Origin of the sequence: Nocardioides cavernae (assembly GCF_013410035.1) — a bacterium.
Taxonomy (GTDB): Bacteria; Actinomycetota; Actinomycetes; order Propionibacteriales; family Nocardioidaceae; genus Nocardioides; species Nocardioides cavernae_A.
Map to the genome: position 1 here is coordinate 181,295 of NZ_JACCBW010000005.1, position 26,932 is coordinate 208,226.

At 73.9% G+C, this 26,932-nt stretch carries 22 protein-coding genes; 14 read left to right on the forward strand and 8 right to left on the reverse strand.

Features of this window, described 5'->3' with window-relative positions:
- Positions 1-31 precede the first annotated feature (31 nt).
- The 3 genes from F4692_RS19005 to lpdA all read right to left on the reverse strand — a co-directional run bounded on the left by F4692_RS19005 (position 32) and on the right by lpdA (position 7,149).
- A complete protein-coding gene (locus F4692_RS19005; RefSeq protein WP_179621302.1) occupies positions 32-3,547 on the reverse strand; it encodes an ATP-binding cassette domain-containing protein in 3,516 nt (1,171 codons plus the stop codon).
- 191 nt (positions 3,548-3,738) lie between these two features.
- Positions 3,739-5,721 (reverse strand): 2-oxoglutarate dehydrogenase, E2 component, dihydrolipoamide succinyltransferase, encoded by a 1,983-nt coding sequence (gene sucB / locus F4692_RS19010; protein ID WP_179621303.1) that lies wholly within the window; start codon positions 5,719-5,721, stop codon positions 3,739-3,741.
- Between the two features lie 51 nt (positions 5,722-5,772).
- Complete coding sequence (gene lpdA / locus F4692_RS19015; protein WP_308645384.1) at positions 5,773-7,149, reverse strand: dihydrolipoyl dehydrogenase; 1,377 nt, start codon at positions 7,147-7,149, stop codon at positions 5,773-5,775.
- 145 nt (positions 7,150-7,294) lie between these two features.
- Between lpdA and F4692_RS19020 the strand changes: the two genes are divergently transcribed.
- Complete coding sequence (locus F4692_RS19020) at positions 7,295-7,657, forward strand: hypothetical protein (RefSeq protein ID WP_179621305.1); 363 nt, start codon at positions 7,295-7,297, stop codon at positions 7,655-7,657.
- Positions 7,654-7,911, forward strand: coding sequence for a hypothetical protein (locus F4692_RS19025; RefSeq protein ID WP_179621306.1), 258 nt, complete (start codon positions 7,654-7,656; stop codon positions 7,909-7,911). The genes F4692_RS19020 and F4692_RS19025 overlap by 4 nt, the downstream gene beginning before the upstream one ends.
- Here the strand turns inward: F4692_RS19025 and F4692_RS19030 are convergent.
- Positions 7,908-9,413 (reverse strand): leucyl aminopeptidase, encoded by a 1,506-nt coding sequence (locus F4692_RS19030; RefSeq protein WP_179621307.1) that lies wholly within the window; start codon positions 9,411-9,413, stop codon positions 7,908-7,910. The two genes, F4692_RS19025 and F4692_RS19030, sit on opposite strands and share 4 nt — an antisense overlap.
- A 65-nt stretch (positions 9,414-9,478) precedes the next feature.
- Between F4692_RS19030 and gcvT the strand changes: the two genes are divergently transcribed.
- From gcvT to F4692_RS21890, 9 genes are all read left to right on the forward strand, one after another.
- The gene (gene gcvT, locus F4692_RS19035) at positions 9,479-10,588 is read left to right on the forward strand and encodes a glycine cleavage system aminomethyltransferase GcvT (RefSeq protein WP_179621308.1); all 1,110 of its coding nucleotides are present in this window, start codon (positions 9,479-9,481) and stop codon (positions 10,586-10,588) included.
- Positions 10,588-10,839 (forward strand): hypothetical protein, encoded by a 252-nt coding sequence (locus tag F4692_RS19040; protein ID WP_179621309.1) that lies wholly within the window; start codon positions 10,588-10,590, stop codon positions 10,837-10,839. Before gcvT ends, F4692_RS19040 begins: the two co-directional genes overlap by 1 nt.
- 68 nt (positions 10,840-10,907) lie before the next feature.
- Positions 10,908-11,768 (forward strand): hypothetical protein, encoded by an 861-nt coding sequence (locus tag F4692_RS19045; RefSeq protein WP_179621310.1) that lies wholly within the window; start codon positions 10,908-10,910, stop codon positions 11,766-11,768.
- Positions 11,769-11,810: 42 nt separating this feature from the next.
- Positions 11,811-12,584 (forward strand): class I SAM-dependent methyltransferase, encoded by a 774-nt coding sequence (locus F4692_RS19050; protein WP_179621311.1) that lies wholly within the window; start codon positions 11,811-11,813, stop codon positions 12,582-12,584.
- A gap of 53 nt (positions 12,585-12,637) precedes the next feature.
- Positions 12,638-13,447: a thymidylate synthase gene (locus F4692_RS19055; protein WP_179621312.1), complete on the forward strand. Its 810-nt coding sequence runs from the start codon at positions 12,638-12,640 to the stop codon at positions 13,445-13,447.
- Between the two features lie 9 nt (positions 13,448-13,456).
- Positions 13,457-13,963 carry a dihydrofolate reductase gene (locus F4692_RS19060; RefSeq protein ID WP_179621313.1) on the forward strand — a complete coding sequence of 169 codons (507 nt, stop codon included), beginning with the start codon at positions 13,457-13,459 and terminating at the stop codon, positions 13,961-13,963.
- Positions 13,960-14,307, forward strand: a complete 348-nt coding sequence (locus tag F4692_RS19065) for a GntR family transcriptional regulator (protein WP_179621314.1) — start codon at positions 13,960-13,962, stop codon at positions 14,305-14,307. Before F4692_RS19060 ends, F4692_RS19065 begins: the two co-directional genes overlap by 4 nt.
- A 228-nt stretch (positions 14,308-14,535) precedes the next feature.
- The gene (locus tag F4692_RS19070) at positions 14,536-14,958 is read left to right on the forward strand and encodes an NUDIX hydrolase (RefSeq protein WP_179621315.1); all 423 of its coding nucleotides are present in this window, start codon (positions 14,536-14,538) and stop codon (positions 14,956-14,958) included.
- 101 nt (positions 14,959-15,059) lie between these two features.
- A complete protein-coding gene (locus F4692_RS21890) occupies positions 15,060-16,853 on the forward strand; it encodes a M12 family metallo-peptidase (protein WP_179621316.1) in 1,794 nt (597 codons plus the stop codon).
- Here F4692_RS21890 and F4692_RS19080 read toward each other — a convergent pair.
- Together F4692_RS19080 and F4692_RS19085 are read right to left on the reverse strand one after the other, a co-directional pair.
- The gene (locus F4692_RS19080; protein WP_179621317.1) at positions 16,850-17,668 is read right to left on the reverse strand and encodes a hypothetical protein; all 819 of its coding nucleotides are present in this window, start codon (positions 17,666-17,668) and stop codon (positions 16,850-16,852) included. The two genes, F4692_RS21890 and F4692_RS19080, sit on opposite strands and share 4 nt — an antisense overlap.
- Positions 17,668-18,006, reverse strand: coding sequence for a TfoX/Sxy family protein (locus F4692_RS19085; RefSeq protein WP_179621318.1), 339 nt, complete (start codon positions 18,004-18,006; stop codon positions 17,668-17,670). Before F4692_RS19085 ends, F4692_RS19080 begins: the two co-directional genes overlap by 1 nt.
- Positions 18,007-18,066: 60 nt before the next feature.
- Between F4692_RS19085 and dapA the strand changes: the two genes are divergently transcribed.
- The 3 genes from dapA to F4692_RS19100 all read left to right on the forward strand — a co-directional run bounded on the left by dapA (position 18,067) and on the right by F4692_RS19100 (position 22,510).
- Positions 18,067-18,957 (forward strand): 4-hydroxy-tetrahydrodipicolinate synthase, encoded by an 891-nt coding sequence (dapA, locus tag F4692_RS19090; RefSeq protein WP_179621319.1) that lies wholly within the window; start codon positions 18,067-18,069, stop codon positions 18,955-18,957.
- 23 nt (positions 18,958-18,980) lie between these two features.
- Positions 18,981-20,666, forward strand: coding sequence for a ribonuclease J (locus F4692_RS19095; RefSeq protein WP_179621320.1), 1,686 nt, complete (start codon positions 18,981-18,983; stop codon positions 20,664-20,666).
- Positions 20,667-20,728: 62 nt separating this feature from the next.
- Positions 20,729-22,510: an ATP-binding protein gene (locus F4692_RS19100; RefSeq protein WP_179621321.1), complete on the forward strand. Its 1,782-nt coding sequence runs from the start codon at positions 20,729-20,731 to the stop codon at positions 22,508-22,510.
- On the opposite strand, the gene cydD is transcribed toward F4692_RS19100, so the two are convergent.
- Positions 22,487-25,882: a thiol reductant ABC exporter subunit CydD gene (gene cydD, locus F4692_RS19105; protein WP_179621322.1), complete on the reverse strand. Its 3,396-nt coding sequence runs from the start codon at positions 25,880-25,882 to the stop codon at positions 22,487-22,489. The two genes, F4692_RS19100 and cydD, sit on opposite strands and share 24 nt — an antisense overlap.
- Entirely contained in the window at positions 25,879-26,898 is a 1,020-nt protein-coding gene (gene cydB, locus F4692_RS19110; protein WP_179621323.1) for a cytochrome d ubiquinol oxidase subunit II, read from the reverse strand. Before cydB ends, cydD begins: the two co-directional genes overlap by 4 nt.
- Positions 26,899-26,932: the final 34 nt, after the last annotated feature.

A 26,932-nucleotide genomic window follows, 5' to 3' on the forward strand; every position in this document is an offset into this window, starting at 1 on the left:
GTTCCGGTGCGTCGGGCCGCCCGGAGCCGCGTCACCCGGCCAGGTGGGCCCAGCGTGCGGACAGGTCCTGCCAGGGGCCGTGGTCGACCACGCGTCCGGAGTCGAGGACGACCACCCGGTCGGCCTGCGCCAGGGCGGCGGCCTTGCTGGTCGCCCCGATCACGGCCGCACCGCGCTCGCGCAGGGCGCGCCACAGCTCGATCTCGGTGGCGGCGTCGAGGGCCGACGACACGTCGTCCGCGAGCAGGACGTCGGCGTCGGCGGCGAGCGCCCGGGCGAGCGCGAGGCGCTGCACCTGGCCGCCGGAGAGGCGTACGCCCCGGTGCCCGACGAGCGAGTCCGGACCGCCGGCCTCCGCGACGTCGCGACCCATCCGCGCGGCGTCGAGGGCGGGCATCACCGCACGTCCGGGGTGGTCGAGCGCGACGTTGCCCGTGAACGTCCCGGACAGCACGCGGGGCACCTGCGCGACGTGCGCGACCCGGGCCGGGCGCAGCGTGGTCTGCGGGTCCTGCACGACGCGGTCGTTCCAGAGGATCTCGCCGGTGCTGCTCACCAGCCCGGCCAGGGCTCCGAGCAGGCTCGACTTCCCGGAACCGACCTGGCCGAGCAGGAGGACGAGCTCACCGGCTCGGACCTCGAGGTCGACGTCCTGCACGCCGAGGGTGCCGTCGTCGTGCACCGCCGAGACGTCACGGAGGGTCAGGGTGCGCAGCGGCTCGCGCTCGGCCTCGGCCGGAGCGTCCGCCGTGCCCGCGGAGAGGTCCATCCCGGCGGGCAGCACCATGAGGTCACCGCCGCCGGCGAGCGCGCTGGTGGCGTGCATCCAGGCGCGGGTGCCCGGGGCCTCGGTGACGACGGAGCCGGCGACGCGGCCGAACCAGTCGAAGCCGCTCACCGCGTTGGCGACGAGCAGCGCGGTGGCGAGCTCCCAGTGCCCCGTGAGCAGGCCGCCCCAGGCCGCGACGACGCCGCACTGGACCATGACGACGGGCACGCCGTCGAGCAGGGACTGGACCCGGTGCTCGCGCACGGCGGCGTCCACCCGGCCGCCGTCGACCCGGCGCAGGTGGCGGTGCAGGTGCGGGGTGGCCGCGGCCAGCTTGACCGTGCGGATCGACTCCAGGGTCGAGACCAGTGCCTGGCCGAACCCGGCCCGCGCGGCCGAGCTGGCCGCCGCCGACCGGCCGGCGACCCGGCGCCCCAGGGACGAGGCGAGCGCGGACGCGGTCATCACCGCGAGGAGGATCGCGCCGGCCAGCCAGGTGCCTGCGATGACGGCGGTCAGGGCCGCGACGAGCAGCCCGTTGACGAAGTCGACCCAGCGGTCGGTGTAGCGCGCGATGCGGTCGGCGTCCATGGCGCGCGCGACGACCTCGCCGGGGGGCGTACGCACCAGACGACGCTGGCCGGTCTGACCGGCCAGCACCGCGGCGCGGACCCGCATCCGGACCTCGACCCACCAGTGGGGATAGGTCCAGAAGGCCTGCGACAGCAGCAGCGGACCGACCATCAGCGACGCGACGAGGGCCACGAGCAGCGGCCAGGGCGCCTCGCCGTCCTGCAGGGACGTGACGACGTGCCCCCAGACGAAGCCGGTGATGGCGCCGTAGGCACCGGTCACCGAGGCGGCCAGGAAGAGCAGGGCGCCCAGCAGGCCCCACTCGGGCTTGAGCCGGATGCAGTGCCACACCTGGCGGAGCAGGCCGAGCGGCGGCTCGACGTGCGGGGGCTCGGGCGGCGTGGTGCTGCGACGCACCGAGCCGATGGCGGCGTCCTCGTGGTGGTGGTCCTCGACGGCGACCTCGTGGGCGGCGGCCTCCAGCAGGTCGCGGAACGGACCCTCCGTCGTGGCGAGCCGCGCCCGGGGGCCCTGCTGGACGACACGGCCCGACTCGAGCACGGCGACCTGCTCGGCACGCTCGGTCGTCGACAGCCGGTGGGCGACCAGGATGCCGGTGCGCCCGGAGATCAGGCGGTCGGCAGCCCGGACGACGCGCGCCTCGGTCACGGGGTCCATCCGGGCGGTGGCCTCGTCGAGCACCACGACGCGGACGTCGCGCACGAGCAGGCGGGCGAAGGCGACGAGCTGCTCCTCGCCGGCCGACAGGCTGGTGCCGCCGGGGCCGAGGAGGGTGTCGAGGCCGGCGGGCAGGCCCGCGACCCAGTCGGTGAGTCCGAGCTCCGCGACCGCGGCCTCGACCTGCTCGCGCGGGGCCCCGCTGAAGAGGGTGATGTTGTCGGCGAGGCTGCCCGCGAGCACCTCGGTGCGCTGGGTGACGACGCCGACGGCCGAGCGCAGGAGCTGCAGGTCGAGGTCGCAGACGTCGACCCCGCCGAGGAAGACGGTCCCGCGCGGCGGCTCGACCGCGCGCGAGAGGAAGGAGGCGAGGGTGGACTTGCCGGACCCCGTCCGGCCCACGAGGGCGCAGGTGTGCCCCGCCGGGACCGTGAGGTCGATGTCACGCAACGCGAAGGTGCCGGTGCCGTAGGAGAACGCGAGGCCGCGCAGCTCGACGTCGAGCGGGCCCGGGGGGAGCGCGGCACCACCGACGGGCTCGGCCGGGACGGCGAGCATGCCGCGCAGGCGCAGGACGGCGCCCATGCCCTCCTGCAGGTCGGGGAGGTGCCGGGCGAGCATGTCGACCTGGCCCACGAACATCGTGGTGACCAGGAAGAGGGTGACCAGGCGGGCGGTCGAGAGGTCGCCGTGGAGGACGAGCGCCACGCCGACCAGCCCGGTGGCGGCGAGCACGCCGTGCAGCAGGGCGCCGCTGCGTCGCGTCACGCTGACCTCGACGGCCAGGACCCCGCGCAGCCGCCGGTGGATCTCGGCGGCGAGCTCGGCGTTGCGGCGCAGCACGTGGGGCTGGCCGAGCGAGGTGCGTACGTCGTCACGGGCGGCGACGCCCTCCTCGGTCGAGGCGGCGTGGTCGGTCCACGCGGCCTCCTCGAGCACCTTGCGCTCCGCGATGAGCGGCAGGAGGTGGCGGATGGAGAGCCACACCAGCACGCCGCACAGCGGGAAGAGGAACGCCGAGGGCCACCACGTGAGGCTCGCGACGAGCCACAGGGGGCCGGCGGACAGCAGGGTGCGGATCGCCATCCACACGCCCCACCGCATCAGCTGGCCGACCTCCCAGGTGTCGTCGTCGATGCGGTCCAGCACCTCGCCGACGGCCTGCTCGGAGAGCTCGGACAGCGGTTGCGCCATCGCGGCGTCGATGAGGTCGGCGCGCAGCTGACCCTCGGCGCGGTCGACCACGACGCCCCAGGTCGTACGGGCGACGGTGTCGACCAGAGCGCCACCGACCACGCAGAGCGCCAACACGGTCACGAGCGTCGACGTCGGCGACTCGGCGAGCCGGCCGGCGACGACGCTGCCGAGCGAGGAGGCGACCGCCGCGACGAGCGCCAGCGACAGGCACGCCACCGACAGCGGGCGGCGTACGCGTCGCCAGTCGACGGGGACCCGCCCCCGTGGCGGGGAGGGTGAGGGGTCAGCGGGAGCCGCGGAGGTGTGCGCGGCGAGGTCGGTCGCAGTCACGGTGGGTCAACGGTAGACGTGGGCACCGACACCGCGCGCCCGATTTTCGGTGGGTGCGGCGGAGGTCACGACGCGTACCGACGGACGGTGCTCCGAGAGGGACTCCTGATGCGACATGGCCGCTCGACGCACGGTATTCCGTGTGTCGAGCGGCCATGTGTCCGCTCATGTGGGGATCTGGTCGGCGGGGCTCAGACCTCGAACTGACCGGCCTCCAGCCGCTTCTTGACCTCCTGCAGGAAGCGGCCCGCGTCGGCGCCGTCGACCAGGCGGTGGTCGTAGGTGAGCGACAGGAACACCATGTGGCGCACCGCGATCGTCTCGCCCAGGTTGGGGTCGTCGATCACGACGGGACGCTTCACCACGGCACCGGGGCCGAGGATCGCGACCTGCGGCTTGTTGATGATCGGCGTGTCGAACAGCGCGCCGAAGCTGCCGAGGTTGGTGATCGTGAAGGTGCCGCCGGACAGCTCGTCGGGCGTCACCTTGTTGGTGCGGGTGCGCTCGGCGACGTCGGCGATCTTCTTCGCCAGCCCGGCGATCGACAGGTCGCCGGCCTCCTTGACGACTGGCGTGAGCAGGCCCTTCTCGGTGTCCACGGCGAACGCGATGTTCTCGCGGTCGAAGTAGGTCACCTCGCCCTTGTCCTGGTCGATCGTCGCGTTGAGCTTGGGGTGCAGCTTCAGCGCGTCGATCGCCGCCTTCGCGAAGAACGGCAGGTAGGTCAGCTTCACCCCCTCGCGGGCCAGGAAGTCGGCCTTGGCGGACTCGCGCAGCCGCGCGATCGCGGTGACGTCGACCTCCATGACCTGGGTGAGCTGGGCGGCCTCCTGCAGCGACTCCACCATGCGGGTGGCGATCACCTTGCGCAGGCGCGAGAGCGGCTCGACCGTGCCGCGCAGCGGCGACGGCGAGGCCGACGTCGGGGCGGCGGCGGTGGGCGGGGCGCCGGCCGCCGCGGGAGCCGCGGGAGCCGCGGCGGCAGCGGGGGCCGGGGCGGCAGCGGCCTGGGCGGCGGCAGCGGCGTCGAGGACGTCCTGCTTGCGGATCCGGCCGCCCACGCCGGTGCCCTGCACCGTGGAGAGGTCGACGCCGTGCTGGTCGGCCATCTTGCGCACGAGCGGGGTCACGTACGCGGTCTGGTCGCGGCCGCCCTCGGACGGTGCGGACTGCGACGGTGCGGACTGGGACTGCGCGGGTGCCTGGGCGGCGGCGTCGGTGCGCTGCGGCTCGGGCTCGCCCTGCGGTGCCGGGGCGTAGGGCGCCTCGCCCTTGGCCTCGGGCTCGGGCTCGGGCTGCTTCTCCTCGGCGGCGGGGGAGTCGTCCTTCTCGGCCTCGGGGGTCTCGTCGCCGGCGGGCAGCTCGCCCTTCTCCTCGGCGATCTGCTCCTCCTGCTCGGCCTTCTTCTCCGCGTTGGCCTCGTCCTTGGGCTGCGCCTCGGCGGACTGCGGCTCGCCACCGGCGTCGCCGGAGCCGATGATCGCGAGCTCGGCACCGACCTCGACGGTCTCGTCCTCCTCGGCCTTGATCTCCAGCAGGGTGCCGGCGACGGGCGAGGGGATCTCGGTGTCGACCTTGTCGGTGGAGACCTCGAGCAGCGGCTCGTCGACGGCGACCTCGTCACCGACCTGCTTGAGCCAGCGGGTGACGGTGCCCTCGGTGACGGACTCGCCGAGCGCGGGCAGCGTGACGGGCGTACCGCCACCGCCGCCGCCGTTCGAGGAGCCGCCGGAGCCGCCGGACGCCTGCTCGGCGGCGGGCTCGGACCCGGCGGGCGCGTCGTCCTTCTCGGACTCGGGCGTCTCGTCGCCGGCGGGGAGCTCGCCGGTCTCCTCGGCGTGCTGCTCCTCCTGCTCGGCCTTCTTCTCCGACTCCTGCTCGTCGGCGGGCTGGGCCTCGGGCTCGGCGGTCTCGGACGCGTCGCCCGCGGACTCGCCCTCGTCGCCGACGACGGCGAGGACGGCGCCGACCTCGACGGTGTCGTCCTCGTTGGCCTTGATCTCGAGGAGGGTGCCGGCGACGGGCGAGGGGATCTCGGTGTCGACCTTGTCGGTGGAGACCTCCAGCAGCGGCTCGTCGACGGCAACCGTGTCACCGACCTGCTTGAGCCAGCGGGTGACGGTGCCCTCGGTGACGGACTCGCCGAGTGCGGGGAGGGTGACTTCGGAGGCCAATGTGGTTCCTTCGCTCGCAGGTGGGTGGAGAGGGAGAAGAGGTGGTGACGGTCAGGAGTGTGCGTGGAGCGGCTTCCCCGCGAGCGCCAGGTGCGCCTCGCCGAGAGCCTCGTTCTGGGTGGGGTGGGCGTGCACGAGCGGCGCGACGTCGTCGGCGTGTGCCTCCCAGTTGTAGATCAGCTGCGCCTCGCCGATGAGCTCGCCGACCCGATCGCCCACCATGTGGACGCCGAGGACCGGTCCGTCGGTGAGTCCGACGAGCTTGACGAATCCCTGCGTCTGCAGGATCTGGCTCTTGCCGTTGCCCCCCAGGTCGTAGGTGACCGTGGTGACGGCGTCGCCGTGCAGCTCGCGCGCCCTCGCCTCGTCGAGACCCACGGACGCGATCTCGGGGTGGGAGTAGGTCACCCGGGGGATGCCGGTCTCGTCGACCGGGCGGGGGTCGAGGCCGGCGATCTCCTCGGCCACGAAGATGCCCTGCTGGAAGCCGCGGTGCGCGAGCTGCAGGCCGGGGACGATGTCGCCGACGGCGTACACGCCCTCGACGTTGGTGCGGCACCGCTCGTCGGCGAGGACGAAGCCGCGCTCCATGGCGATGCCCTGCTCCTCGTACCCGAGCCCGTCGGTCGACGGTCCGCGTCCGACCGCGACGAGCAGCACCTCGGCCTCGATGACGTCGCCACCCTCGACGGTGACGGCGACCCCGGTGTCGGTCGTCTTGACGCTCTGGAAGGGGGTGCCGGTGAGGAAGCTGATCCCGCGCTTGCGGAAGGCGCGCTCGAGCGCCTTGGACGACGCCTCGTCCTCGGCCGCGACCAGCCGGGGCAGCGCCTCGACGATGGTCACCTCGGAGCCGAAGGACCTCCACACGCTGGCGAACTCGCAGCCGATCACGCCGCCGCCGAGCACGATGGCCGACGCGGGGACGCGGTCGAGGCGGAGCGCGTGCTCGGAGGTGATGACCTTCTCGCCGTCGACCTCCAGCCCCGGCAGCGACTTGCTGTAGGAGCCGGACGCGAGGACCACGGCCCTGCCGGTGTACGCCGTCTCGTCGACGGTGACCTCGCGCGGGCCGGTGAGGGTGCCGGTGCCCTCGATGACGGTGATGCCGCGGGACCTGATCAGGCCGGTGAGGCCCTTGAACAGCCGGTCGACGACCTTGTCCTTGTAGGCGTTGACGCCGGCCATGTCGATGCCGTCGAGCGTGGCGCTGACGCCGAACCGGGCGGCCTCGCGCGCGGAGTCGGCCACCTCGGCCGCGTGGAGGAGCGCCTTGGTCGGGATGCAGCCGACGTGGAGGCAGGTGCCGCCGAGGTTGCCCTTCTCGACCAGCCCGACGCTCAGGCCCAGCTGGGCCGCTCGCAGGGCGCAGGCGTAACCGCCCGATCCAGCCCCGAGGACGAGTACGTCGTACTCACCGTCCGCCACAGGATTCCCTCCGCACAGGTCGACTCCCCGCGTTCGCGGGCGCGACCATCTTTGCACTCTTCGCGAGCCTGTCCACACCGGGTCGGCGCCGCCCGTTGCGGCGATCGGTGGGCGTCGTGGGGAACCCTTCGGCAGAATGTCCGCCATGGGCATGTTCGATCGATTCCGCCGCAAGGGGCGCACGAGTGCTCCGGCGCGGGATGCCTCCCGGACCGGATCCACCCGCGTCCGCGCCTCCGACGGCGAGGACGTCCGTCACCTGGAGAACTTCGTGACCACGCGGCAGGGCGTCGAGGGCTTCGTCGAGCCCCGCACGGCGGTGAGCGACGTGACGATCCTGCTCGTGGCGCACGACGGTGAGTGGACCCGCCGACGGGTGCCCAGCGTCAAGTGGGCCCACGAGTTCGCCAACCGCCACCGCGTCCCCTCCTACGACGCCGCCGTCGTCGGCGTGCCGCAGCGCATGCGCGACTACAACCGGCGCAAGAAGGAGAGCGGCGGGCTGTGAGGACGGCCCTCCTGGGCTGCGCGGCGGTGGCCCTCGCTGCCTCGATCAGCGGCTGCGGCACGGACCCGGAGCCGGTCCTGCTCGACGGCCTCAACGGCAGCGGTCCCGCCGCCTGCGCGCTGTTCGTCGGCACCGCGACGTCCGACTCGCTCGTCGGCCGGGTCGTCGACGAGTGGTTCGCCGCGTGGGCCGGCCAGCGGGGCGCCGAGGAGATGCAGGCCGACCTGGGGGACCTCCTCCCCGGTCGCTGCTAGGCGGACGCGACCGAGCGCGCGAGCTCGACCAGCGTCGACACGCCGAAGCCGGTGGCCCCGGACGGGACGTGCCCGTAGGGGCCGCCGGTGTTCATCTCCTTGCCGGCGATGTCGAGGTGGGCCCACGGCAGTCCGCCGGTGAACTCGCGCAGGAACGCGGAGGCGTACAGCCCGCCGCCCCAGCGCACCCAGTCGTGCTGGAGGAGGTCGGCGACCTTGGAGCTGGTGATCCGCTCCGACATCTCCTCGGGGATCGGCATCCGCCAGTGCTGCTCCCCGGCGGCGACGCCGGCCGCGAGGACGGTGGGGACCGTGTCGTCGGTGCCCATGACCGCACCGACCTTGTCGCCGAGGGCGAGCTGCATGTGGCCGGTGAGGGTGGCGATGTCGACCAGCAGGTCGGGGGACTCCTCGACGGCGAGCGCCATCGCGTCACCGAGGAGCATCCGGCCCTCGGCGTCGGTGTTGGCGATCTCGACGGTCGTGCCGTTGCGCATGGTGATGACGTCGCCGGGGCGCGTCGAGGTCGCGGAGACCATGTTCTCCGCCATCGGGGCGAAGGTCGTGACCTTGACGGGCAGTCCGAGGCGCGCGACGGCCAGCGTCGCGGCGACCACGCTGGCGGCGCCGGCCATGTCGCCCTTCATGTGCAGCATGCTGGAGGACGGCTTGATGGTGAGGCCGCCGGAGTCGAAGGTGACCCCCTTGCCGACCAGCGCGAGGTGGGCGACCGCGTCCTTCGGTGCCCACGTCAGCTTGACCAGCCGCGCCGGCGCCGCCGACGAGTCGCCGACGCTGAGGATGCCGCCGCAGCCCATCTCGGCGAGCTGCTCGTGGTCGAAGACCTCGAGCTTCACCTTGGGGGCGCCGCGACCCCTGGTGGTCTCCTTGTGCGCGGCGACCACGAGCTCGGCCAGCAGCGGGGGAGTGCAGTCCTTCGGCGGGGTGTTCACCCAGTCGCGGACCAGCGCGACCGCGTCGGCCACGACCTCGGCGCGCGCCAGGGCCTCGGTCGCCTCCGCGCGTCGCGCGATCGGGCTCAGCACGACGACGTCGTTGGGCTCGGTGGTCTCCGGCTTCGCCGACTTGTAGGCGGTGAACGCGTAGCCGCCGAGGCGGTGGCCCTCGACCACCGCGGCGACCAGCTCGGGGGTGTCGCTCGGCAGGGCGAGGGCGACGGACGCGGCATTGGCGACGCTGCGTGCGGCGACTCCGGCGGCGCGGCGTACGGCGATGGCGTCGGTCGGGTCCTCGCCCAGGCCGACGAACACGAGCAACGGGGCGTTGACCTCGTCCCGGGTCGGCGCCTTGACCGCCTCGCCGGCCTTCCCGGTGATGCCGAGCGTCGACAGGAAGGGGCGCAGGCGGCGGCCGTACGCGGCGCTCACGTCCTCGGCGGCGTCGCACAGACGGGGTCCCGAGGACCCGGCCACGACCCCCACGACGACCGCGTCGGCTCGGGTCTTGGCGGGGCTGGCGCTGCGCAGGGAGTACGAAGTCACCCGGGCATGCTAGGCGAGTCCCGGCGCAGGGTCGGAGCAGAGGGACGCTGGGGTAGGTTCGCGCCATGGCCGGATCGCTCAAGCAGTCGCCCCTCCACGACCGTCACGAGGCCCTCGGTGCGAAGTTCGCGGAGTTCGGTGGATGGTCGATGCCGCTGGAGTACCCGACCGGCGTCGTGAAGGAGCACACGGCGGTCCGCGAGTCGGTCGGCGTCTTCGACGTGAGCCACCTCGGCAAGGCCCTGGTCTCGGGTCCCGGCGCGGTCGACCTCGTCAACGCGACGCTGTCCAACGACCTCGCCCGGATCGGGCCCGGCAGGGCGCAGTACACCCTCTGCCTCGACGAGTCCGGTGGCATCGTCGACGACCTCATCGCCTACTGGCACGACGACGAGCACGTCCTGCTGATCCCCAACGCCGCCAACACCGCCGAGGTGGTGCGCCGCCTGCAGGCCGCCGCGCCCGAGGGCGTCAAGGTCGTGGACCACCACGACGACTACGCCGTCCTCGCGGTGCAGGGCTCCCGCTCCGACGAGGTGCTGGCCGAGGTGGGGCTGCCCACCGGCCACGACTACATGTCGTTCGTCGAGGCTGAGTACGCCGACACCGGCGTCGGCGTGGTGGTGTGCCGCACCGGCTACACCGGTGAGCGCGGCTACGAGATCGTGGTGGCCAACGCGGCCGCCGGGCGGGTGTGGGACGACCTCATGGCCGCCGGCGAGCGGTGGGGCATCACCGCGTGCGGCCTCGGCGCGCGCGACACGCTGCGCACCGAGATGGGCTACCCGCTCCACGGCCAGGACATCAGCCTCGACACCAACCCGGTCGAGGCCGGCCTCTCGTGGGCCGTGGGCTGGACGAAGGAGTCCTTCTTCGGCCGCGACGCCGTCACCAAGGTCAAGGAGGAGGGCCCCCGGCGCCGCCTGCGCGGCCTCGTCGCCGTCGGACGCGGCATCCCGCGACCCGGCATGGGGGTCACCCTCACCCACGACGTACCCCTCGCCGACATCACGTCCGGCACCTTCTCCCCGACGCTCAGGAAGGGCATCGGGCTCGCGCTGATCCCGGTCATGGTCGACCCCGATGCGCAGGTGGGCGTCGACGTCCGCGGACGTCGCGAGATCTTCCAGCTGGTGAAGCCCCCGTTCGTCGACCCGTCGGTCAAGGAGTCCTGATGCTGCCCGGACAGCCCCCGACCTTCCGGCCGCCGTCGTCCGCCGACCGGCCGTGGTGGTGGCGCCTCGAGGACGAGGCCGGCGACGCGGTCGAGGTCGCCGGGCACTCCGACCAGCGCTTCAGCAACCAGGGCGACGCCGAGTCGTGGGTCGGCGAGATCTGGGCCGACCTGGCCGAGCACGGCGTCGCCGCGGTGACGCTGTTCGAGCACGACCGCCAGGTCTACGGGCCGATGTCGCTCAGCGCCTGAGGCATCCGCCGGCGCCCCGGCTCCGAACACGGCCCGAGCAGAGCGACGAGACCCGGCGGGAGGTGGCCATGCCGGCGGTGGACGACTGGGAGCGCTACCTCGACGCGCGCTGGCACGACCTCGTCGGCGCCCTGGAGGACGACGGCGTGCCGGCCGACGACGCCCGCCTGGTGGTGGCCGAGACCCTGCTGGCGAGCAGGCGGTCGTGGGAACGACGGGTCCGCGACGAGCAGGTGGACGTGGCCCTGTGGGCCGAGGTGCGCGAGCGAGCCGGGCTCGCCGTGCGCCCGGGCGAGGCGGCGCCCCACGCCGTGCGCCCGCGCGATCCCGCCGACGCCCCCGACGCGTGGCTCTCGCGGGCCCGCCGGCTCCGGTCGGGCAGGAGGCAGCGCGGGCTGCGGCGCGGCGTCGCCGGGCTGGCCGTCGCGGCGCTGCTCGTGACGGGGTGGGCGTGGTGGGCGGCGCGCCCCGAGCCGTACGCCGTCCGCGCGGAGACCAACCCGCTGCCGGTCACCTGGTACGCCCAGGGCGAGCTCCACCTCGACGGGGTCGTGGTCGCGATCCCGGACGTGGAGTCCTTCGTGGCGTGGGACTCGGGTGCGGCCGCACGACTCCGGTCCGGCGAGGTGGTCCGGGTCGACGGCGACGGCGACGTGCACGACACCGACGACCCGCCGGACACCCTCGACGACCCGCCCGCCGCACCGCCGTTCGTCGCGCTGGGTGACTACGACGTGCTCGTGCAGAGCGTCGCCATCCCCGGCGGTGGGTGGGCCCACCTCCTCGACTCGTCGCGTCGTGACGGTGCCCAGGACGCCGTGCGCCAGTCGGAGTCCGGTCGGCGCGCGCTCGTGGTGTGCACCGCCGAACCGCGCTGCGGGCAGCCCGAGACCATCACGGCGGCCGACGGCTCGATCCGCCTGCGGTGACCGACAGCCGACGCCGGGTCGGGGTCGGTAGGTTCTCGGCTCGTGGCTGAGGCACTGTGGACCGGCGTCGCCGAGGCGTACGCACGCAGCTTCGCCGGACTGTGCGCGGGAGCGGTCCCGACGCTGCTCGGGGGGCTCCTGCCGGGTCGGCTGCTCGATGTCGGCTGCGGCACCGGCCGGCTCGCGCTCGCCGCGCGCGGCGCCGGGCACGACGTCGTCGCGGTCGAGCCCGACCCGGAGATGGCGGCGCTCGCGCGGGCGCGCCTCGGCGGCGCGGCCGGTGAGGTGATCGGCGGCGGGCTGCCGGACCTGCCGCTGGCGGACGACGGCTTCGACACGGTGCTGGCGAGCTTCGTGCTCAACCACGTCGACGACCCGCGGGCCGGCGCGCGCGAGCTCGCCCGCGTCGGTGCGCCCGGCGGCGTGGTGCGCGCGACGATCTGGGGCACGACACCACCGCCCCACGTCGGCCTGTGGAACGGGCTGCTCGACGAGGTGGACGCCGTGCGCCCGGTCCTGCCCCGGTTGCCGGAGGACCGGGACTACCCGCGCTCTCCCGACGGGCTCGCCGGCATCCTCACCGAGGCCGGGCTCGCCGTCACCCGCGCCGGCACCGCGTCCTGGCAGTGGCGCGTGGGACGCGAGGACCTGTGGGCGGGACTCACGAGGGTCGGCGGCTCGGGGGTCGCCTGGCGGGCGCAGGACGCCGCGGGCCGCGCACGCCTGCGCGCGGCGTACGACCGGCTCGACGACGGGCGCGACCTCGCCCTCGACGTCGAGTGCGTCGTCGTCGAGGCCCGGGTCCCACGCACCTGACCAGGCCCGCGCGGGTGCCCGACGTCGACGCCCGCGGTGCGTAGAGTCGCCCTGTGCGCGCCTACCTCGACCTCCTCCAGCGGATCCTCGACGAGGGGGTGGAGAAGACCGACCGGACGGGCACCGGCACGTTGAGCGTCTTCGGCCACCAGATGCGCTTCGACCTGTCGGAGGGCTTCCCGCTGGTCACGACGAAGAAGGTGCACACGCGCTCGGTGTTCGGTGAGCTGCTGTGGTTCCTGCGCGGCGACACCAACGTGACGTGGCTGCAGGACCGCGGCATCACGATCTGGGACGAGTGGGCCGACGCAGACGGCGACCTCGGTCCGGTCTACGGCTACCAGTGGCGCTCGTGGCCGACCCCGGACGGCCGTCACGTCGACCAGGTCGCCCGCCTCGTCGAGGGCATCCGCGCCAACCCGGACTCACGCCGGCACATCGTGTCGGCGTGGAACGTCGCCGACGTCGACGACATGGCGCTGCCGCCGTGCCACACGCTCTTCCAGTTCTACGTCGCCCCGTCGGACACCGGGCCCGGGCGGCTGTCCTGCCAGCTCTACCAGCGCTCGGCCGACACCTTCCTCGGCGTCCCGTTCAACATCGCCTCCTACGCCCTGCTGACGCACATGGTCGCGCAGGTCACCGGCCTGGAGGTCGGCGACTTCGTCCACACCATGGGCGACGCGCACCTCTACCTCAACCACGTCGAGCAGGCGCGCCTCCAGCTCGGCCGGGAGCCGCGCCCGCTCCCGCGCCTCGTGCTCAACCCGGACATCACCGAGATCGACGGCTTCGACCTCGAGGACATCGACGTCGAGGGCTACGACCCCCACCCGGGCATCAAGGCGCCCATCGCCGTCTGAGGCGCCGCGATGACCTCCCTGCGCCCCGACCAGAAGGTCGTCCTCGTCGCGGCCCACGCCCGCAACCGCGTGATCGGCAACGGCGGCGACATCCCGTGGCACCTGCCCCACGACTTCGCCCACTTCAAGCGCGAGACCATCGGCCACACGCTCGTGATGGGCCGGCGCACGTGGGACTCGATCGGCCGGCCGCTGCCCGGTCGCGCCACCGTCGTGGTCACCCGGGACGAGGCCTTCGACCCCGGCTTCGACGGCGTGCACGTGGCGCACTCCCTCGAGGAGGCCTTCACGATCGCGGGCGGGCTGCCGGGCAACGTGATGGTCGCCGGCGGGGCAGAGATCTACGCCCTCGCGCTGCCGTACGCCACCCACCAGGTGCTGACCGAGGTCGACCTCGAGCCCGAGGGCGACGCGTTCTATCCGGAGTACGCCGTCGACGAGTGGGTCGAGGTGCGCCGGGAGTCCGGCGAGGGCTGCCAGTGGGTCTGGCTCGAGCGGATGGACCCGGCGGCGTGAGGCTGCGGATCGACCCGGCATCGGACGTGGCGCCGTTCGAGCAGGTGCGCGAGGCCGTCCGCGCGCAGGTCGAGGCCGGCGACCTCGCCCCCGGCTTCCGGCTTCCGCCGGTCCGCGCCCTCGCCTCCGAACTCGGGCTCGCGGCCAACACCGTCGCCCGCGCCTACAAGGAGCTCGAGGCCCTCGGGGTCGTCGAGACCCGCGGCCGGGCCGGCACGTTCGTCGCCGGGGCGGGGGTCACGCGCGCGCTGCGGGAGGCGGCGTCGGCGTACGCAGGCACGGTGCGGGCTCTGGGGGTGTCCGACGCCGACGCGGTCGAGGCCGTACGCCGCGCGCTCGCGTAGACACAGCGAGCGGGACGGGGCGGCCGGGAATGAATCGGCCCGGCGCCCCGTTGGGACGGACAGCTGATCCCGCATCATGCCCCCGGGCCTCACCCCTCGCCGCCACGAGCGGCCGTTCGCCGAGAGGCGGCTGACGGGACAGCGAGCAGCATCACGCAGCCACCCGCCGGGTAAGCCCCGGTCAGGGTGGCTGCGTGCTGTCCGGGCCGCGCGTGACAGGCTCGACCCATGGCCGAGGACGACGACCCCGCGGGTGAGCGGCACATCGTCGTGGCCGCCGTCGCCCTGGTCCGCGACGACCACGTGCTGACGGTCCGCAAGCGCGGCACGGAGCGGTTCATGCTCGTCGGCGGCAAGCTCGAGCCGGGGGAGTCCGCGCGGGAGGCGGCGCTGCGCGAGACGTACGAGGAGGTCGGGCTCTGCATCGAGGAGGCCACCCCGCTCGGCGAGTTCCTCTCGGAGGCGGCCAACGAGCCCGGCCACACCCTGCACTCGACGGTGTTCTGGGTCGAGTCCGACGAGGACCCGGTGGCGTCGGCCGAGATCGCCGAGGTGCGGTGGACCCCGTTGCGCGGCCACCCGGACGACCTGGCGCCGATGCTGGAGCACCACGTGCTCCCGGTGATCCTGCGCACACTTACCAACCGGTAGGTCAGGCGCTACCCGCATGTAGACAAATAGTGAACTACCGCTCGATATCAATGGTCATGTCCGCTCGGGACCACTGATACCAGCGCTAGGAAACCCCCACTGTGACCATTCGGTCGTCCCCCGCGGGACTCGTCGTGCGCGCGCTCGTCGCCGCCGCCCTCACGCTCGCCGGCCTCGGAGCCGCAGCCCCGGCGCGGGCGGGGCTGGTGGACGACGTGCTGTGCGCCGTGACCTCGCTGGCGGAGCCGGTACGTCTCGGCGACGCGTTGCAGTCGGGGCTGAGCATGTCCGTGCTCCGCACCCACAACGCCCTCTCCACCGACGAGCTGCAGCACCTGGCCGAGGACGACACGACGTGGGTCGACCCGTGCGCCCGGGTGTTCGTCGTCGACGAGGCCGCGCCCCCGGCGCAGCAGGACGCCGTCGCCGTGGCTCCTGCGGCCGGGGTGCCCGCGGACGTGTTCGACCTGTCGTCGCGCCCGGGGTCCACCCGCACGATCTACCTGGACTTCGACGGCGCCACCTACGCCGGCACCCGCTGGCGCAACGGCGAGCAGATCGTCTCGGCGCCCTTCTCCGTCGACGACGACCCGTCGACGTTCTCCGACGTCGAGCGCGCCCAGATCTACCTCGCCTGGCAGACCGTGGCCGAGGACTACGCGCCGTTCGACGTCAACGTGACCACGCGCCAGCCGGCCGCCTCGGCCCTCACCCGGTCCAGCGCGTCCGACCCGACCTTCGGCATGCCCGTCGTCATCACGCCCACCAACTCCGTGGGCTCCGGGTGCGGTTGCGGCGGGATGGCGTACGTCGGTGTCATGGGCAACGCCGGCGCCAACGACTACCAGCCGGCGTGGATCTTCACGAGCGGCTCGGGCACCAACGGCTACAACGTCGGCCAGGTCATCAGCCACGAGGTGGGTCACACCTTCGGGCTGCACCACGACGGCACCAGTCAGACCAGCTACTACAGCGGCGCGAAGGACTGGGCACCGATCATGGGCTCCTCCTACAACCGCCGCGCCTCGCAGTGGTCGCGCGGGGACTACCCGGACGCCAGTAACACCGAGGACGACGTCGCCATCATCTCGCAGGTCGCCCCCGCCCTCGCCGACGACCACGCCAACGGGGCGGTGGGCGCCACGAAGATCGCCGTCGGCACCACGACCGCCGGCGTCATCGGGACCCGCACCGACGTCGACGCCTTCACGTTCACGGCCGGTGGGCCGATCACGCTCGCGGTAGCCGGGCCGGCCGGCTACTCCAACCTCGACGTCCGCCTGACCGTCCTGGACGCCCTCGGCCGGACGGTCGCGACGCTCGACCCGACCGCGGACTCGGCCTCGGACGCCTCGATGTCCGCCCTGTGGAGCGTCGAGCTCCCCGCGTCCGCGACGTACACCGCCCTCGTCGAGGGCGTCGGCAACGGTGACCCCGCCGAGGCCGGGCGCTACAGCGACTACGGCTCTCTCGGCAGCTACACCGTGTCCCTCAGCGCCGGCCTGACGGCCACCCCGCCGCCGGTGACCTCCACGCCGCCCGCCTCGACGACGCCTCCGACCGCCCCAACGGTCGGGTCGACGGCGCCGGTCGGCACGGCGAAGGACATGCCGGGCACCGGTGGCACCCGGGCCACCCCGTCGATCGAGTTCGTCACCCGCACGCTCCCCGCTGCGAGGGTCGGTCGCACCTACCGTGCGGAGATCCGCTTCACGGGCGCGGTCTCCGAGGCACGCCTGGACTGGCGGCTCCCGCAGGGGCTCAGGTGGCGCGTGGTGGGTGAGCGCATCGTCATCCGGGGCCGCGCCACGACGCGCACGACCAGCAAGGTCACCGCGGAGCTCTCCGGTGCGGGCGGGTCGACCCGGATGAAGTTCCGGCTCGTGGTGCGCTAGTCGTCGCGGCCGGCGCCCGCGAGGCCCCCCGCGAAGACCTCGGCGTGGTCGTCCCACCCGGCGAGCACGTCGGTCGTGCGGGTGTGGCCCCGAGCGGTGTCGTACGCCTCGCACGCCGCACGCACGCGCGTGAACGTCTCGCGGATCGCCGGGACGTCGCCGTCGACGGTGCGGCGGACGAGGTCGAGGAGCTCGTCCGCGGGCCACTCGGGGAGCGGGTGCTCGCGCAGCTCCCAGGGGAGGTACTTGTTGTAGGGGCGCACCCGGCCGGCCGTCGCGAACACCACGTCCAGCAGCCACGGCACGGACTCCGCCGCGTCGAGCCGGGTCTCGAGCGGGCGCCCGTCCCGGTGGTTCTTCAGCGCGCGGTAGGCGAAATTGACCCAGCCGTCGAGCCGGTCGTGCTCGAGCAGCACCTCGTCGGCCTCCTCGGGGCTGAGCGTCGCCTGGCGACGCACGGCCTCGGTGAGCTCCCCGCCGGTCCGGTCGAGCAGCACCGGCACCCAGGCGTACATCCAGCGGAACCACCACCCCTCGGTGCCGAACGGCGGCAGGGTGACGAGCTCGGACCACGAGTCGACGGCCTCGTCCACGTCGGGCGCGTGGACGGTGGACCGCCCGGCAGCGGCCGCGTCGGTCAGCACGACGACGACGTCGAGGTCGGAGTGTGCGGTGGCGTACGCCCGCCCGGCCGAGCCGCTGAGCAGGATGCCGAGCAGGTCGTCGCCGTGGGCGGCCTCGTTGCGGGCGGCGAGTTCCTCCAGCAGCCTCCGCTGGTCGGGATCGAGCCAGGCGGGCAGGAGGAGGTCGGGCACTAGTGCTCCTCGGGTGGCAGGGTGCGGACGAAGGCGACGCCCCGATCGACCCACAGCCGCAGCCGTTCGTCGTCGGCCACCGCCTCGCCGGCGACGAGGAGCCACCCTGCCGCGGGGCGCCCGCGCATCTCCATCGGGTTGACGCTCGCGCCATCGACCCACGCCTCGCAGTCGGCCGGGTCGGCACGCACCATCAGCGAGCCCGAGGACCCGGCCGCGACGGCCATGTGGCCCTCGACCATGAACCCCAGGCCGCCGAACATCCTGCGCGACGTCACGCCGGGCTCGCCGTCGAGCACGTCGTGGATGCGCCGCGCCAGCACCTCGTCGTAGGCCATGCGAGGAGTATGCGGCTCGCCGCCGACACCGGCGCCGAGCCGGGGCGATAACCTGAGGTCATGAGTGACTCCGTCCCGTTCGGCCGCCTCCTCACGGCGATGGCCACCGCGTTCCACGAGGACGGCAGCGTCGACCTCGACGGCACCGCGCGCATCGCGGCGCACCTGGTCGACAACGGCAACGACGGGGTCGTCGTCAGCGGCACGACCGGCGAGAGCCCCACGACCTCCGTCGCCGAGGACGGCGAGATCCTGCGCGCGGTCCAGGACGCCGTGGGCGACCGGGCCACCGTCATCGCCGGGGTCGGCACCAACGCGACCGCCCACTCCGTCGAGCTCGCCCGCCAGGCCGAGAAGGTCGGGGTCGACGGGGTCCTGCTGGTCAGCCCCTACTACAACAAGCCCGGCCAGGCCGGACTGCGCCACCACTTCACCTCGGTCGTCGAGGCGACCGACCTGCCGGTGATGCTCTACGACGTGCCGGGGCGCACCGCGACGCTCATCGAGCTCGAGACCTACGAGGCCCTGCGCGGCTACGACCACGTCACGTCGGTCAAGGACGCCACCGGCCTCCTGCCGCGCACCACGCAGCTCGTCGAGCTGGGCTACTCCGTCTACTCCGGCGACGACGTCGCGACCTTGGGCTACCTCGCCTACGGGGGCGTCGGGCTCGTCTCGGTCTGCGCCCACGCCGCCGGCAACCAGCTCGCGGCGATGCTCGACGCCTGGGTCCGCGGGGACCACGCCGAGGCGCTGCGGATCCACGCCGCGCTGGTGCCGGCCTTCGACGCCGTCATGGGCGTCCCCAACTACGGAGCCACCACCGCCAAGGCAGCCCTCGAGCTGCTCGGCGTGCTGGACAACCGCCGTGTCCGCGGGCCCCTCGTCGCACTCGACGACGACGAGGTCGCGGCGCTGCGCACCGGCCTGGCAGCCGCCGGCCTGATCTGACCCACGAACCGAAGAGGATTCCCTTGAGCCACCCCCACCCCGACCTGAGCGCACCCGCCCCCCTCCCGGCCGGAGGCCTCCGGGTCATCCCGCTCGGTGGGCTGGGCGAGGTCGGTCGCAACATGACCGCCTTCGAGTACGACGGCCGGCTGCTGCTGGTCGACTGCGGCGTGCTGTTCCCCGAGGACCACCACCCGGGCGTCGACCTGATCCTGCCGGACTTCGAGCCCATCCGGGACCGGCTCGACGCCGTCGAGGCGCTCGTCCTGACCCACGGCCACGAGGACCACATCGGCGCGACGCCGTACCTCCTGCGCGAGCGCGGCGACATCCCGCTCGTCGGCTCGAAGCTGACGCTCGCCCTGCTCGGGTCCAAGCTGCGCGAGCACCGGCTCAAGGAGACGGTGCACTACGAGGTCGCCGAGGGCCAGACGATCACCTTCGGCCCGTTCGTGCTCGAGTTCGTCGCGGTCAACCACTCGATCCCCGACGCGCTGGCCGTCGTCATCCGCACGGGCGCGGGCGTCGTGCTGCACACCGGCGACTTCAAGATGGACCAGCTGCCGCTCGACGGCCGGATCACCGACCTCAACGAGTTCGCCCGGCTCGGCGACGAGGGCGTCGACCTCTTCCTCACCGACTCCACCAACGCGGAGGTCCCCGGGTTCACGACCTCGGAGAAGGAGATCTCGCCGGTCCTCGAGCGCGCCTTCGCCCGCAGCGAGCAGCGGATCATCGTGGCGTGCTTCGCCTCCCACGTGCACCGCGTCCAGCAGGTGCTCGACGCCGCTGTCGCGCACGGTCGCAAGGTCGGCTACGTCGGGCGCTCGATGGTGCGCAACATGGCGATCGCGCAGGAGCTCGGCTACCTGTCCGTGCCGCCCGGCGTGATGGTCGACGCCAAGGAGCTCGCCGACCTCCCGCCGGAGAAGCAGGTGCTGATCTCCACCGGGTCGCAGGGCGAGCCGCTGTCGGCGCTGAGCCGGATCGCCCAGCGCAGCCACTCGTTCGTGCACCTCGAGGAGGGTGACACCGTCATCCTCGCCAGCTCGTTGATCCCCGGCAACGAGAACGCCGTCTACCGCGTGATCAACGGACTGGCGCGGCTCGGTGCCAACGTCGTGCACAAGGGGAACGCCCTCGTCCACGTCTCGGGGCACGCCAGCGCCGGCGAGCTGCTCTACTGCTACAACATCGTCAAGCCCCGCAACGTGATGCCGGTGCACGGCGAGGTCCGCCACATGCGGGCCAACGCCGACCTGGCACGGGCCACCGGCGTGCAGAACGTCGTGCTCGCCGAGGACGGCGTGGTCGTCGACCTCGTCGACGGCGTGGCGAAGGTCGTCGGCAAGGTCGACGTCGGCTACGTCTTCGTCGACGGCACCACCATCGGCGACGTGTCCGAGGCCTCCATGAAGGACCGCAGGATCCTCGGCGAGGAGGGCTTCCTCTCGGTGATCGTGGTCGTCGACTCTGTCACCGGCAAGGTCGTCTCCGGCCCGGAGATCCACGCCCGCGGCTTCGCGGAGGACGAGTCGACGTTCGACGAGATCCGCCAGCCGGTCATCGACGCGATCAACGCGGCGGTCGCCGACGGCACCACCGACAGCTACCAGCTGCAGCAGAACGTGCGGCGCGTCGTGGGCCGCTGGGTCAACCGCGCCCACCGCCGTCGCCCGATGATCATCCCTGTGGTGATCGAGGCCTGACGCCCCTACGATCAGGTCGGGGTCGCAGGGCCGGCCCGACGGGGTCCGGCGGAGAGGTGGTCATGCCGCGCAACCAGGGTGCGCTCAGCCGCCTGGCGGAGCTGATGCGCCGCGTGAACTCCTCGACCGACACCGAGGTGATCCTCGAGGAGATCGCGCACGGCGTGGTCGACGTCCTGGGCTACGGCGTCGCCGCGATCGCGCGGCTCGAGGGCGACTCGCTGGTCATGACCAACGTCGCGGGACCGCCCGAGGTCGTCGCCCAGATCCTCAACCGCCGCACCCCGGCCGACCAGATCCTCGACGAGTTCCGCGAGGCGGACAAGTGGGGCATCCTCCGCTTCGTCCCCGCGGGGCGGATGTCCGCGGAGCGCCTGCGCGCCGCCTGGATCCCCGAGTTCGAGGCCGAGGCCGACCCGGACGCCTGGCATCCCGAGCACGCGCTCTACGCGCCGCTCTACTCCGCGTCGGGCGAGCTGCTCGGCAACATGGCGGTCGACCTGCCCGCCGACGGGAGGGTGCCCGACGAGGCGGACCGCGAGCTGCTGGAGATGTTCGCCGTCCAGGCCGGCGTCGCGCTGTCGAACGCCCGCGAGCGCGAGCGGCTCACCGACCGCGTCCACCTCGACCGGATGCTGCGCACCGTCGCCGGCTCCGCGACCCAGCACGACCTCGCGCAGGCGCTCGGCAGCGCGGTGACGGCGGTCGCGGAGTCGCTCGGCAACGTGCAGGCCTGGGTCTGCACGTTCCCGGCCGACGCGCAGGGCCACCAGCTCGGCGTGGGCACGCCCCGGGCGTACGCCCCCGAGCACGACCTGCCCGACCTCCGCGCGGAGCTGACGACGCTCGACGACCGTCCGGTGCTCATCGAGCTCGGTGTCGACGACGCGGTGTCCCCGCGGATGCCGCGGACGGCGCCGCGCCTCCAGGCGCTGATGCGCAGCATGCGCGCCGAGCGCGCCGTCGTCAGCCCCCTGGTCTCGCAGGACGACCTGGTGGGCTACCTCGTGCTCCTCTTCGCGCGCAACGCCCGACCCGTCACGCCTGCCGAGGCCGACGCGATCCTGGAGGTCGGCCGGCTGCTGGGCCAGACCGTCCGCGCCGCGCGCGTGCTCGAGACCGAGCAGCGACTCGTGCAGGAGCTCCGCGAGCTGGCGCGCTACCGCAGCGAGCTGATCGCGACGATCTCCCACGAGCTCAAGACGCCCCTGACCGCGATCCTCGGCCACGCCGAGCTGATCGCCGACCGCCACCCCGACCTCACGTCGATCGACGCGATCATCCGCAACGCGCAACGGCTCAGCAACCTCGTCGCCAACCTGCTCCACTACTCCCGGATCCAGGGCCGGCGCGAGACGGTGCGCCGCGCCGTCGACCTCGCCGAGCTGTGCGAGGCCAGCGTCGACCTGCTGAGCATCCGGGCCAAGCAGGCCGGCGTGCATCTGCACTTCGACCGCCCCACCCCCTATCCCGTCGTGGTCTTCGGCGACCCCGAGGAGCTGGCGCGGGTCATCGACAACATGGTCGACAACGCGGTGAAGTACACCCCCGAGGACGGCGCCGTGTCCGTGCACATGACCGTCACCGACGAGGAGGTGTGGGTCGACGTCACCGACACCGGGCTCGGCATCTCCGCCAACGACCAGCAGCACGTCTTCTCGGCCTTCCACCGCTCCAACAACCCCAACGCCCTGTCGATCCCGGGCACCGGGCTCGGCCTGCCCATCGCGCAGCGCATCGCCGAGTCGCACGGCGGCTCGCTCCGGGTGACGTCCGAGCTCGGACGGGGGAGCACGTTCCGCTTCACGGTCCCGCTGCGCTCACCCCGCGACCAGGCCGGCTGACCCCGTCCGGACCGGACCGGGCGTGTCGGCCACGTCCAGTCGCACGACCCGGTCCATCGCGTCCAGCCCGACGCTCCCGTGGGTGATCCAGACGATCGACCGTCCCGCGCGGCCCGCCGAGTCGAGCATCTCCCGTGCGACGGCGCGCGCGGTGGGACCGTCCAGGTGCGCCGTGGGCTCGTCGAGCACGAGGACCGGCGGGTCGGCGAGCAGGGCGCGCGCCAGGCCCAGCCGGGCACGCTCACCGCCGGAGACCTCGCGTCGCCCCGCCCCGACGTGGGTGTGCATCCCGTCCGGCAGACCCGCCACCCAGGACCCCAGGTGGGCCCGCCCGAGGGCGGCGGCGACCTCGTCGTCGCTCGCCCCCGGACGGGCGAGGCGGACGTTCTCCGCGACGGTGGAGGCGAAGACGTGGGGGTCGTCGTCGACCAGGCCGATGCGACGGCGTACGTCGTCCAGCGCCAGGCGACGCAGGTCGGCGCCGCCCAGGTGGGCGTCACCGGACAGCGGGTCGATGAAGCGCACCAGCGTCGCGGCGAGCGTGGACTTGCCGGAGCCCGAGGGGCCGGTGATGCCGAGGTGCTCGCCGGGCCTCACCACGAGGTGCTCCAGCCGGACCGCGGGTCGCTCCGACCAGCCGATCGCGGCCCCGCGCAGCGCGACGTCCCAGGTCTGGGGAGCCGGCTCCGGCCGCACCGGGTCGGCGACCGCGGGGGTCGTCGTGGCGAGCCGGTCGAGCCGGTCGCGAGCGGCGCGGGCCCGTACGGCCAGCGCGCCCGCGTCGGCCAGTCCACCGGTCACGTCGGCGAGCGCCAGCGGCACGAGCAGCAGCAGTGCCAGGACGGCGGGGGAGAGCGTGGCCGGGTCGACGAGGGCGGCGACGGCGACGACGCCCAGCCCCGCGGCGGCGCTGGTCAGCGCCGTGCCGACGGCGACGGCGCGTGAGGAGCGGCGTACGGCACCCGCGAGCGCGTCGGACTCGGTGCGCACGGCTGCCAGGGCGCGGTCGGTGGCGCCCCACTGCTCCAGCTCGCGGATCCCGTGGGCGACCTCCTCGACCCGGCTGCCGAGCGCTGCACGGTGCGCCACCAGCAGGGGCTCGGCGCCCCGGCTGCCGCGCCGGGCGAGGACGAACGCCAGTCCGCCGGTGGCCACCACGGCGAGCACGACGGCACCGGCCAGCGGGGCGACGAGGCCGGTGAGCAGGGCCGCGGCGCCGCCGACGAGTGCGGCGGTGACGAGCGGCTGGCGCACGCGCAGGCGGTCGTCGAGGAGCGCGTCGACGTCGTCGACGACGCTCGTGAGCAGGTCGCCGCGGCGCGGACCGAGCCGACCGGGCACGAGGGGGACCAGGTCGGCGTAGACCCGGGCGCGTCGCTCGGCCAGCTCGCGGAGGACCACGTCGTGGCTCAGCACCCGCTCGACGTGCCGCAGCACCGGGCGGGCGAGGCCGAACAGGCGCACGCCCACGATGGCGACCATCAGGTGGAGCACGGGCGGCTGCTCGCTCGCCCGGGTGATCAGCCAGCCGGCGGTCGCGGTCAGCGCGACACCCGAGGCGGTCGACAGGGCGCCGAGCACGGTCGCGGTGCGCAGGCCCCACCGGGCCCGCGCCTCGGCGTCGTCCGGCTCGGCGGCCGCCACGGCCCGGGGCGGGCGGGGGAGGCGGCGCATCGCGGGATCGACGGCGTCGTCGGCGCGATCTGCCGCCACCCCGGGGCCGGCGAGGGGGGCGGCAGCGGCCGAGGCGGGGTCCGGCGTGGGGTCCGGGGCGACCGGGACCAGCCGTACGACCCGGTCCGCCGCCGCCAGCACCGCCTCGCGGTGTGCGACGACGACCACCAGGCTGCGCCGGGCCAGGGCCGCGAGCGTGTCGAGCAGGACCTCCTCGGTCTCCTCGTCGAGGTGGGCGCTCGGCTCGTCGAGCAGGACCACGGGCCGGTCGGCGAGGACCACGCGGGCGAGCGCGACGCGGGCCCGCTGGCCGGCCGACAGTCCCGCGCCGTCCTCGCCGAGCTGCGTGGCCAGCCCGTCGGGCAGGGCGCGCACGACCTCGTCCAGGTTCACGCGACGCAGCGCGTCCCACACGTCGTCGTCGCTCGCGGACGGCCGCCCGAGCCGGACGTTGGCGCCGATGCTGTCGGCCAGCAGCCACGGGCGTTGCGGCGCCCAGGCGACCATCCGTCGCCACCACGCGGGGTCCAGCTCCGACAGCGGCGTCCCGCCGGCGAGCACGGCACCGGCGAGCGGGGCGTGCTCGCCCCGCAGGGTCGCGAGCAGGGTCGACTTGCCGCAGCCGGAGGGCCCGGCGACCGCGACGAGCCCGCGCTCGGGCAGCTCGAGGTCGAGGGGCGCGGTGAGCGGCGCGTCGTGGCCGATCCGGGCCCCCGCGAGGCGCAGCCGGGTCGAGGTGGGGAGCGCCGTGCCGCGCGTGCCGCCGGACGCGTCCGCCAGCAGCCGGTCGGCGTCGGCCAGGGCCGCGGTGCCCTCGGCGGCGGCGTGGAACTCCGCGCCGACGCGACGCAGCGGCCAGTACGCCTCGGGCGCGAGGAGCAGCACCGTGAGGGCGACCTCGAAGCCCACCGAGCCCGAGGCGAGCCGGAGCCCGACCGTGACGGCGACGAGCGCGACCGACAGCGTGGCGACGAGCTCGAGCACCGACGACGACGCGAACGCCACCTTGAGGGTGTCCACCGTGGCGCGCCGGTAGCGGTGCGTCACGGAGCGGATGGTGGCGACCTGCGCCTCGGCCCGGCGGTGGGCGACCAGCGTCGGCAGCCCCCGCACCACGTCGAGGAAGTGCCCCGACAGCGCCTCGAGGGCGCGCCACTGGGTGCGTGCCCGGTCGCGCGTGGTGAGCCCGACCAGCACCGCGAAGACGGGGACGAGCGGCAGCGTGAGCGCGACCACGAGGCCGGACAGCGGGTCGAACCAGGCGATGGCGGCCAGGGTGACGACCGGCAGCACGGCGGCCGGCACGAGGGCGGGCAGGTAGCGGGCGACGTACGGCTCGACGCCGGCGACGCCGCGCGTGGCCAGCACGGCCAGCCGGGCGGGGGCCACGTCGGTGCGCCGGGCCGCCTCGAGCAGTCGCTCGCGCAGCGCCCCGGACACGTCGCCGGCGGCGCGCGCGGCGGCCCGCTGGCCGACGTACGCCGCGCCCGTGCGCAGGAGCACGAAGCCGGCGAAGGCCCCCGCCGCCGCCTGCCAGCCGCCCGCGGGAGGGCTGACCGCGGCGACCACGAGCGCCCCGAGCGCGAAGGCCTGCGCGACGGTGGCGAGACCGGCCACCACCCCGGCGGCGACCACGACGGACAACGCCCCCCTTGCGGGCCGCAGGTGCGGCAGCACGGCGGGGTCGAGGGGCTTCATCGCGTCGCGTCCGCGAGCACCGGCGTGGGGATGTGGTGCACCGAGATGCGCTTGCGGAACACCCAGTAGGTCCACGCCTGGTAGCCGAGGACGATCGGGGTGAAGACCACCGCCACCCAGGTCATCACCTTCAGCGTGTACGCCGTCGCCGCCGCGTTGGTGGTGGTGAGGGAGTAGGCCGGGTCGGTCGTCGACGGCATCACGTCGGGGAAGAGCGCCAGGAAGAGGCCGGCGACGGCCAGCGCGATCGTGACGAACGTGCCGGAGAACGCCCACCCCTCGCGCCCGGCCCGCGCAGCGACGAGCCCGCCGACGAGCGCGAGCGAGGCAGCCGCGAAGACCACCGCGGTGGTCGGCGTGCCGGTCCGCACCTGGGTCCACACCAGGAAGAGGACCGCGAGGACCGCGGCGACCGACCCGATCCGGACGGCGAGGTCGCGCGCGCGGTGCCGGATGTCGCCGTCGGTCTTGAGCGCCACGAACAGAGCGCCGTGCGTGGCGAAGAGGGTCAGGGTGACCAGGCCGCCGAGCAGGCCGAACGGGTTGAGCAGGGTCAGCAGCGAACCGGTGAACTCCTTGTCGGCGTCGATGGGGACCCCGGCGACGATGTTGGCGAACGCCACGCCCCACAGCAGCGCCGGGACGAACGAGCCCCAGATGATGGCGGCGTCCCAGCGTGCCTTCCAGCTCGCCTCCTCCCGCTTGTGGCGGTACTCGAAGGACAGCCCGCGCACGATCAGCGCGACCAGGATCATCAGCAGCGGCAGGTAGAACCCGCTGAAGAGGGTGGCGTACCACTCCGGGAAGGCGGCGAAGGTGGCGCCGCCCGCGACCAGCACCCAGACCTCGTTGCCGTCCCACACGGGCCCGATGGTGTTGATCATGACGCGACGCTCGGTGTCGTCGCGGGCCAGCACCGGCAGCAGCATGCCGACGCCGAAGTCGAACCCCTCGAGGCAGAAGTAGCCCACCCAGAGCACGGCGATGAGGGCGAACCAGACGGTGGTGAGTTCCATGGTGATCTCTCTGTCAGGTCGGGCGTCGGTGGTC

What these genes read in the sequence shown, in the direction of transcription:
- F4692_RS19020 (WP_179621305.1), top strand. Translation starts at nt 7,295, where the DNA reads ATGGGCATGTTCGATCGATTCCGCCGCAAGGGGCGCACGAGTGCTCCG.
- gcvT (WP_179621308.1), top strand. Translation starts at nt 9,479, where the DNA reads ATGGCCGGATCGCTCAAGCAGTCGCCCCTCCACGACCGTCACGAGGCC.
- F4692_RS19040 (WP_179621309.1), top strand. Translation starts at nt 10,588, where the DNA reads ATGCTGCCCGGACAGCCCCCGACCTTCCGGCCGCCGTCGTCCGCCGAC.
- F4692_RS19045 (WP_179621310.1), top strand. Translation starts at nt 10,908, where the DNA reads ATGCCGGCGGTGGACGACTGGGAGCGCTACCTCGACGCGCGCTGGCAC.
- F4692_RS19060 (WP_179621313.1), top strand. Translation starts at nt 13,457, where the DNA reads ATGACCTCCCTGCGCCCCGACCAGAAGGTCGTCCTCGTCGCGGCCCAC.
- F4692_RS19070 (WP_179621315.1), top strand. Translation starts at nt 14,536, where the DNA reads ATGGCCGAGGACGACGACCCCGCGGGTGAGCGGCACATCGTCGTGGCC.
- F4692_RS19085 (WP_179621318.1), bottom strand. Translation starts at nt 18,006, where the DNA reads ATGGCCTACGACGAGGTGCTGGCGCGGCGCATCCACGACGTGCTCGAC.
- dapA (WP_179621319.1), top strand. Translation starts at nt 18,067, where the DNA reads ATGAGTGACTCCGTCCCGTTCGGCCGCCTCCTCACGGCGATGGCCACC.
- F4692_RS19100 (WP_179621321.1), top strand. Translation starts at nt 20,729, where the DNA reads ATGCCGCGCAACCAGGGTGCGCTCAGCCGCCTGGCGGAGCTGATGCGC.
- cydD (WP_179621322.1), bottom strand. Translation starts at nt 25,882, where the DNA reads ATGAAGCCCCTCGACCCCGCCGTGCTGCCGCACCTGCGGCCCGCAAGG.
- cydB (WP_179621323.1), bottom strand. Translation starts at nt 26,898, where the DNA reads ATGGAACTCACCACCGTCTGGTTCGCCCTCATCGCCGTGCTCTGGGTG.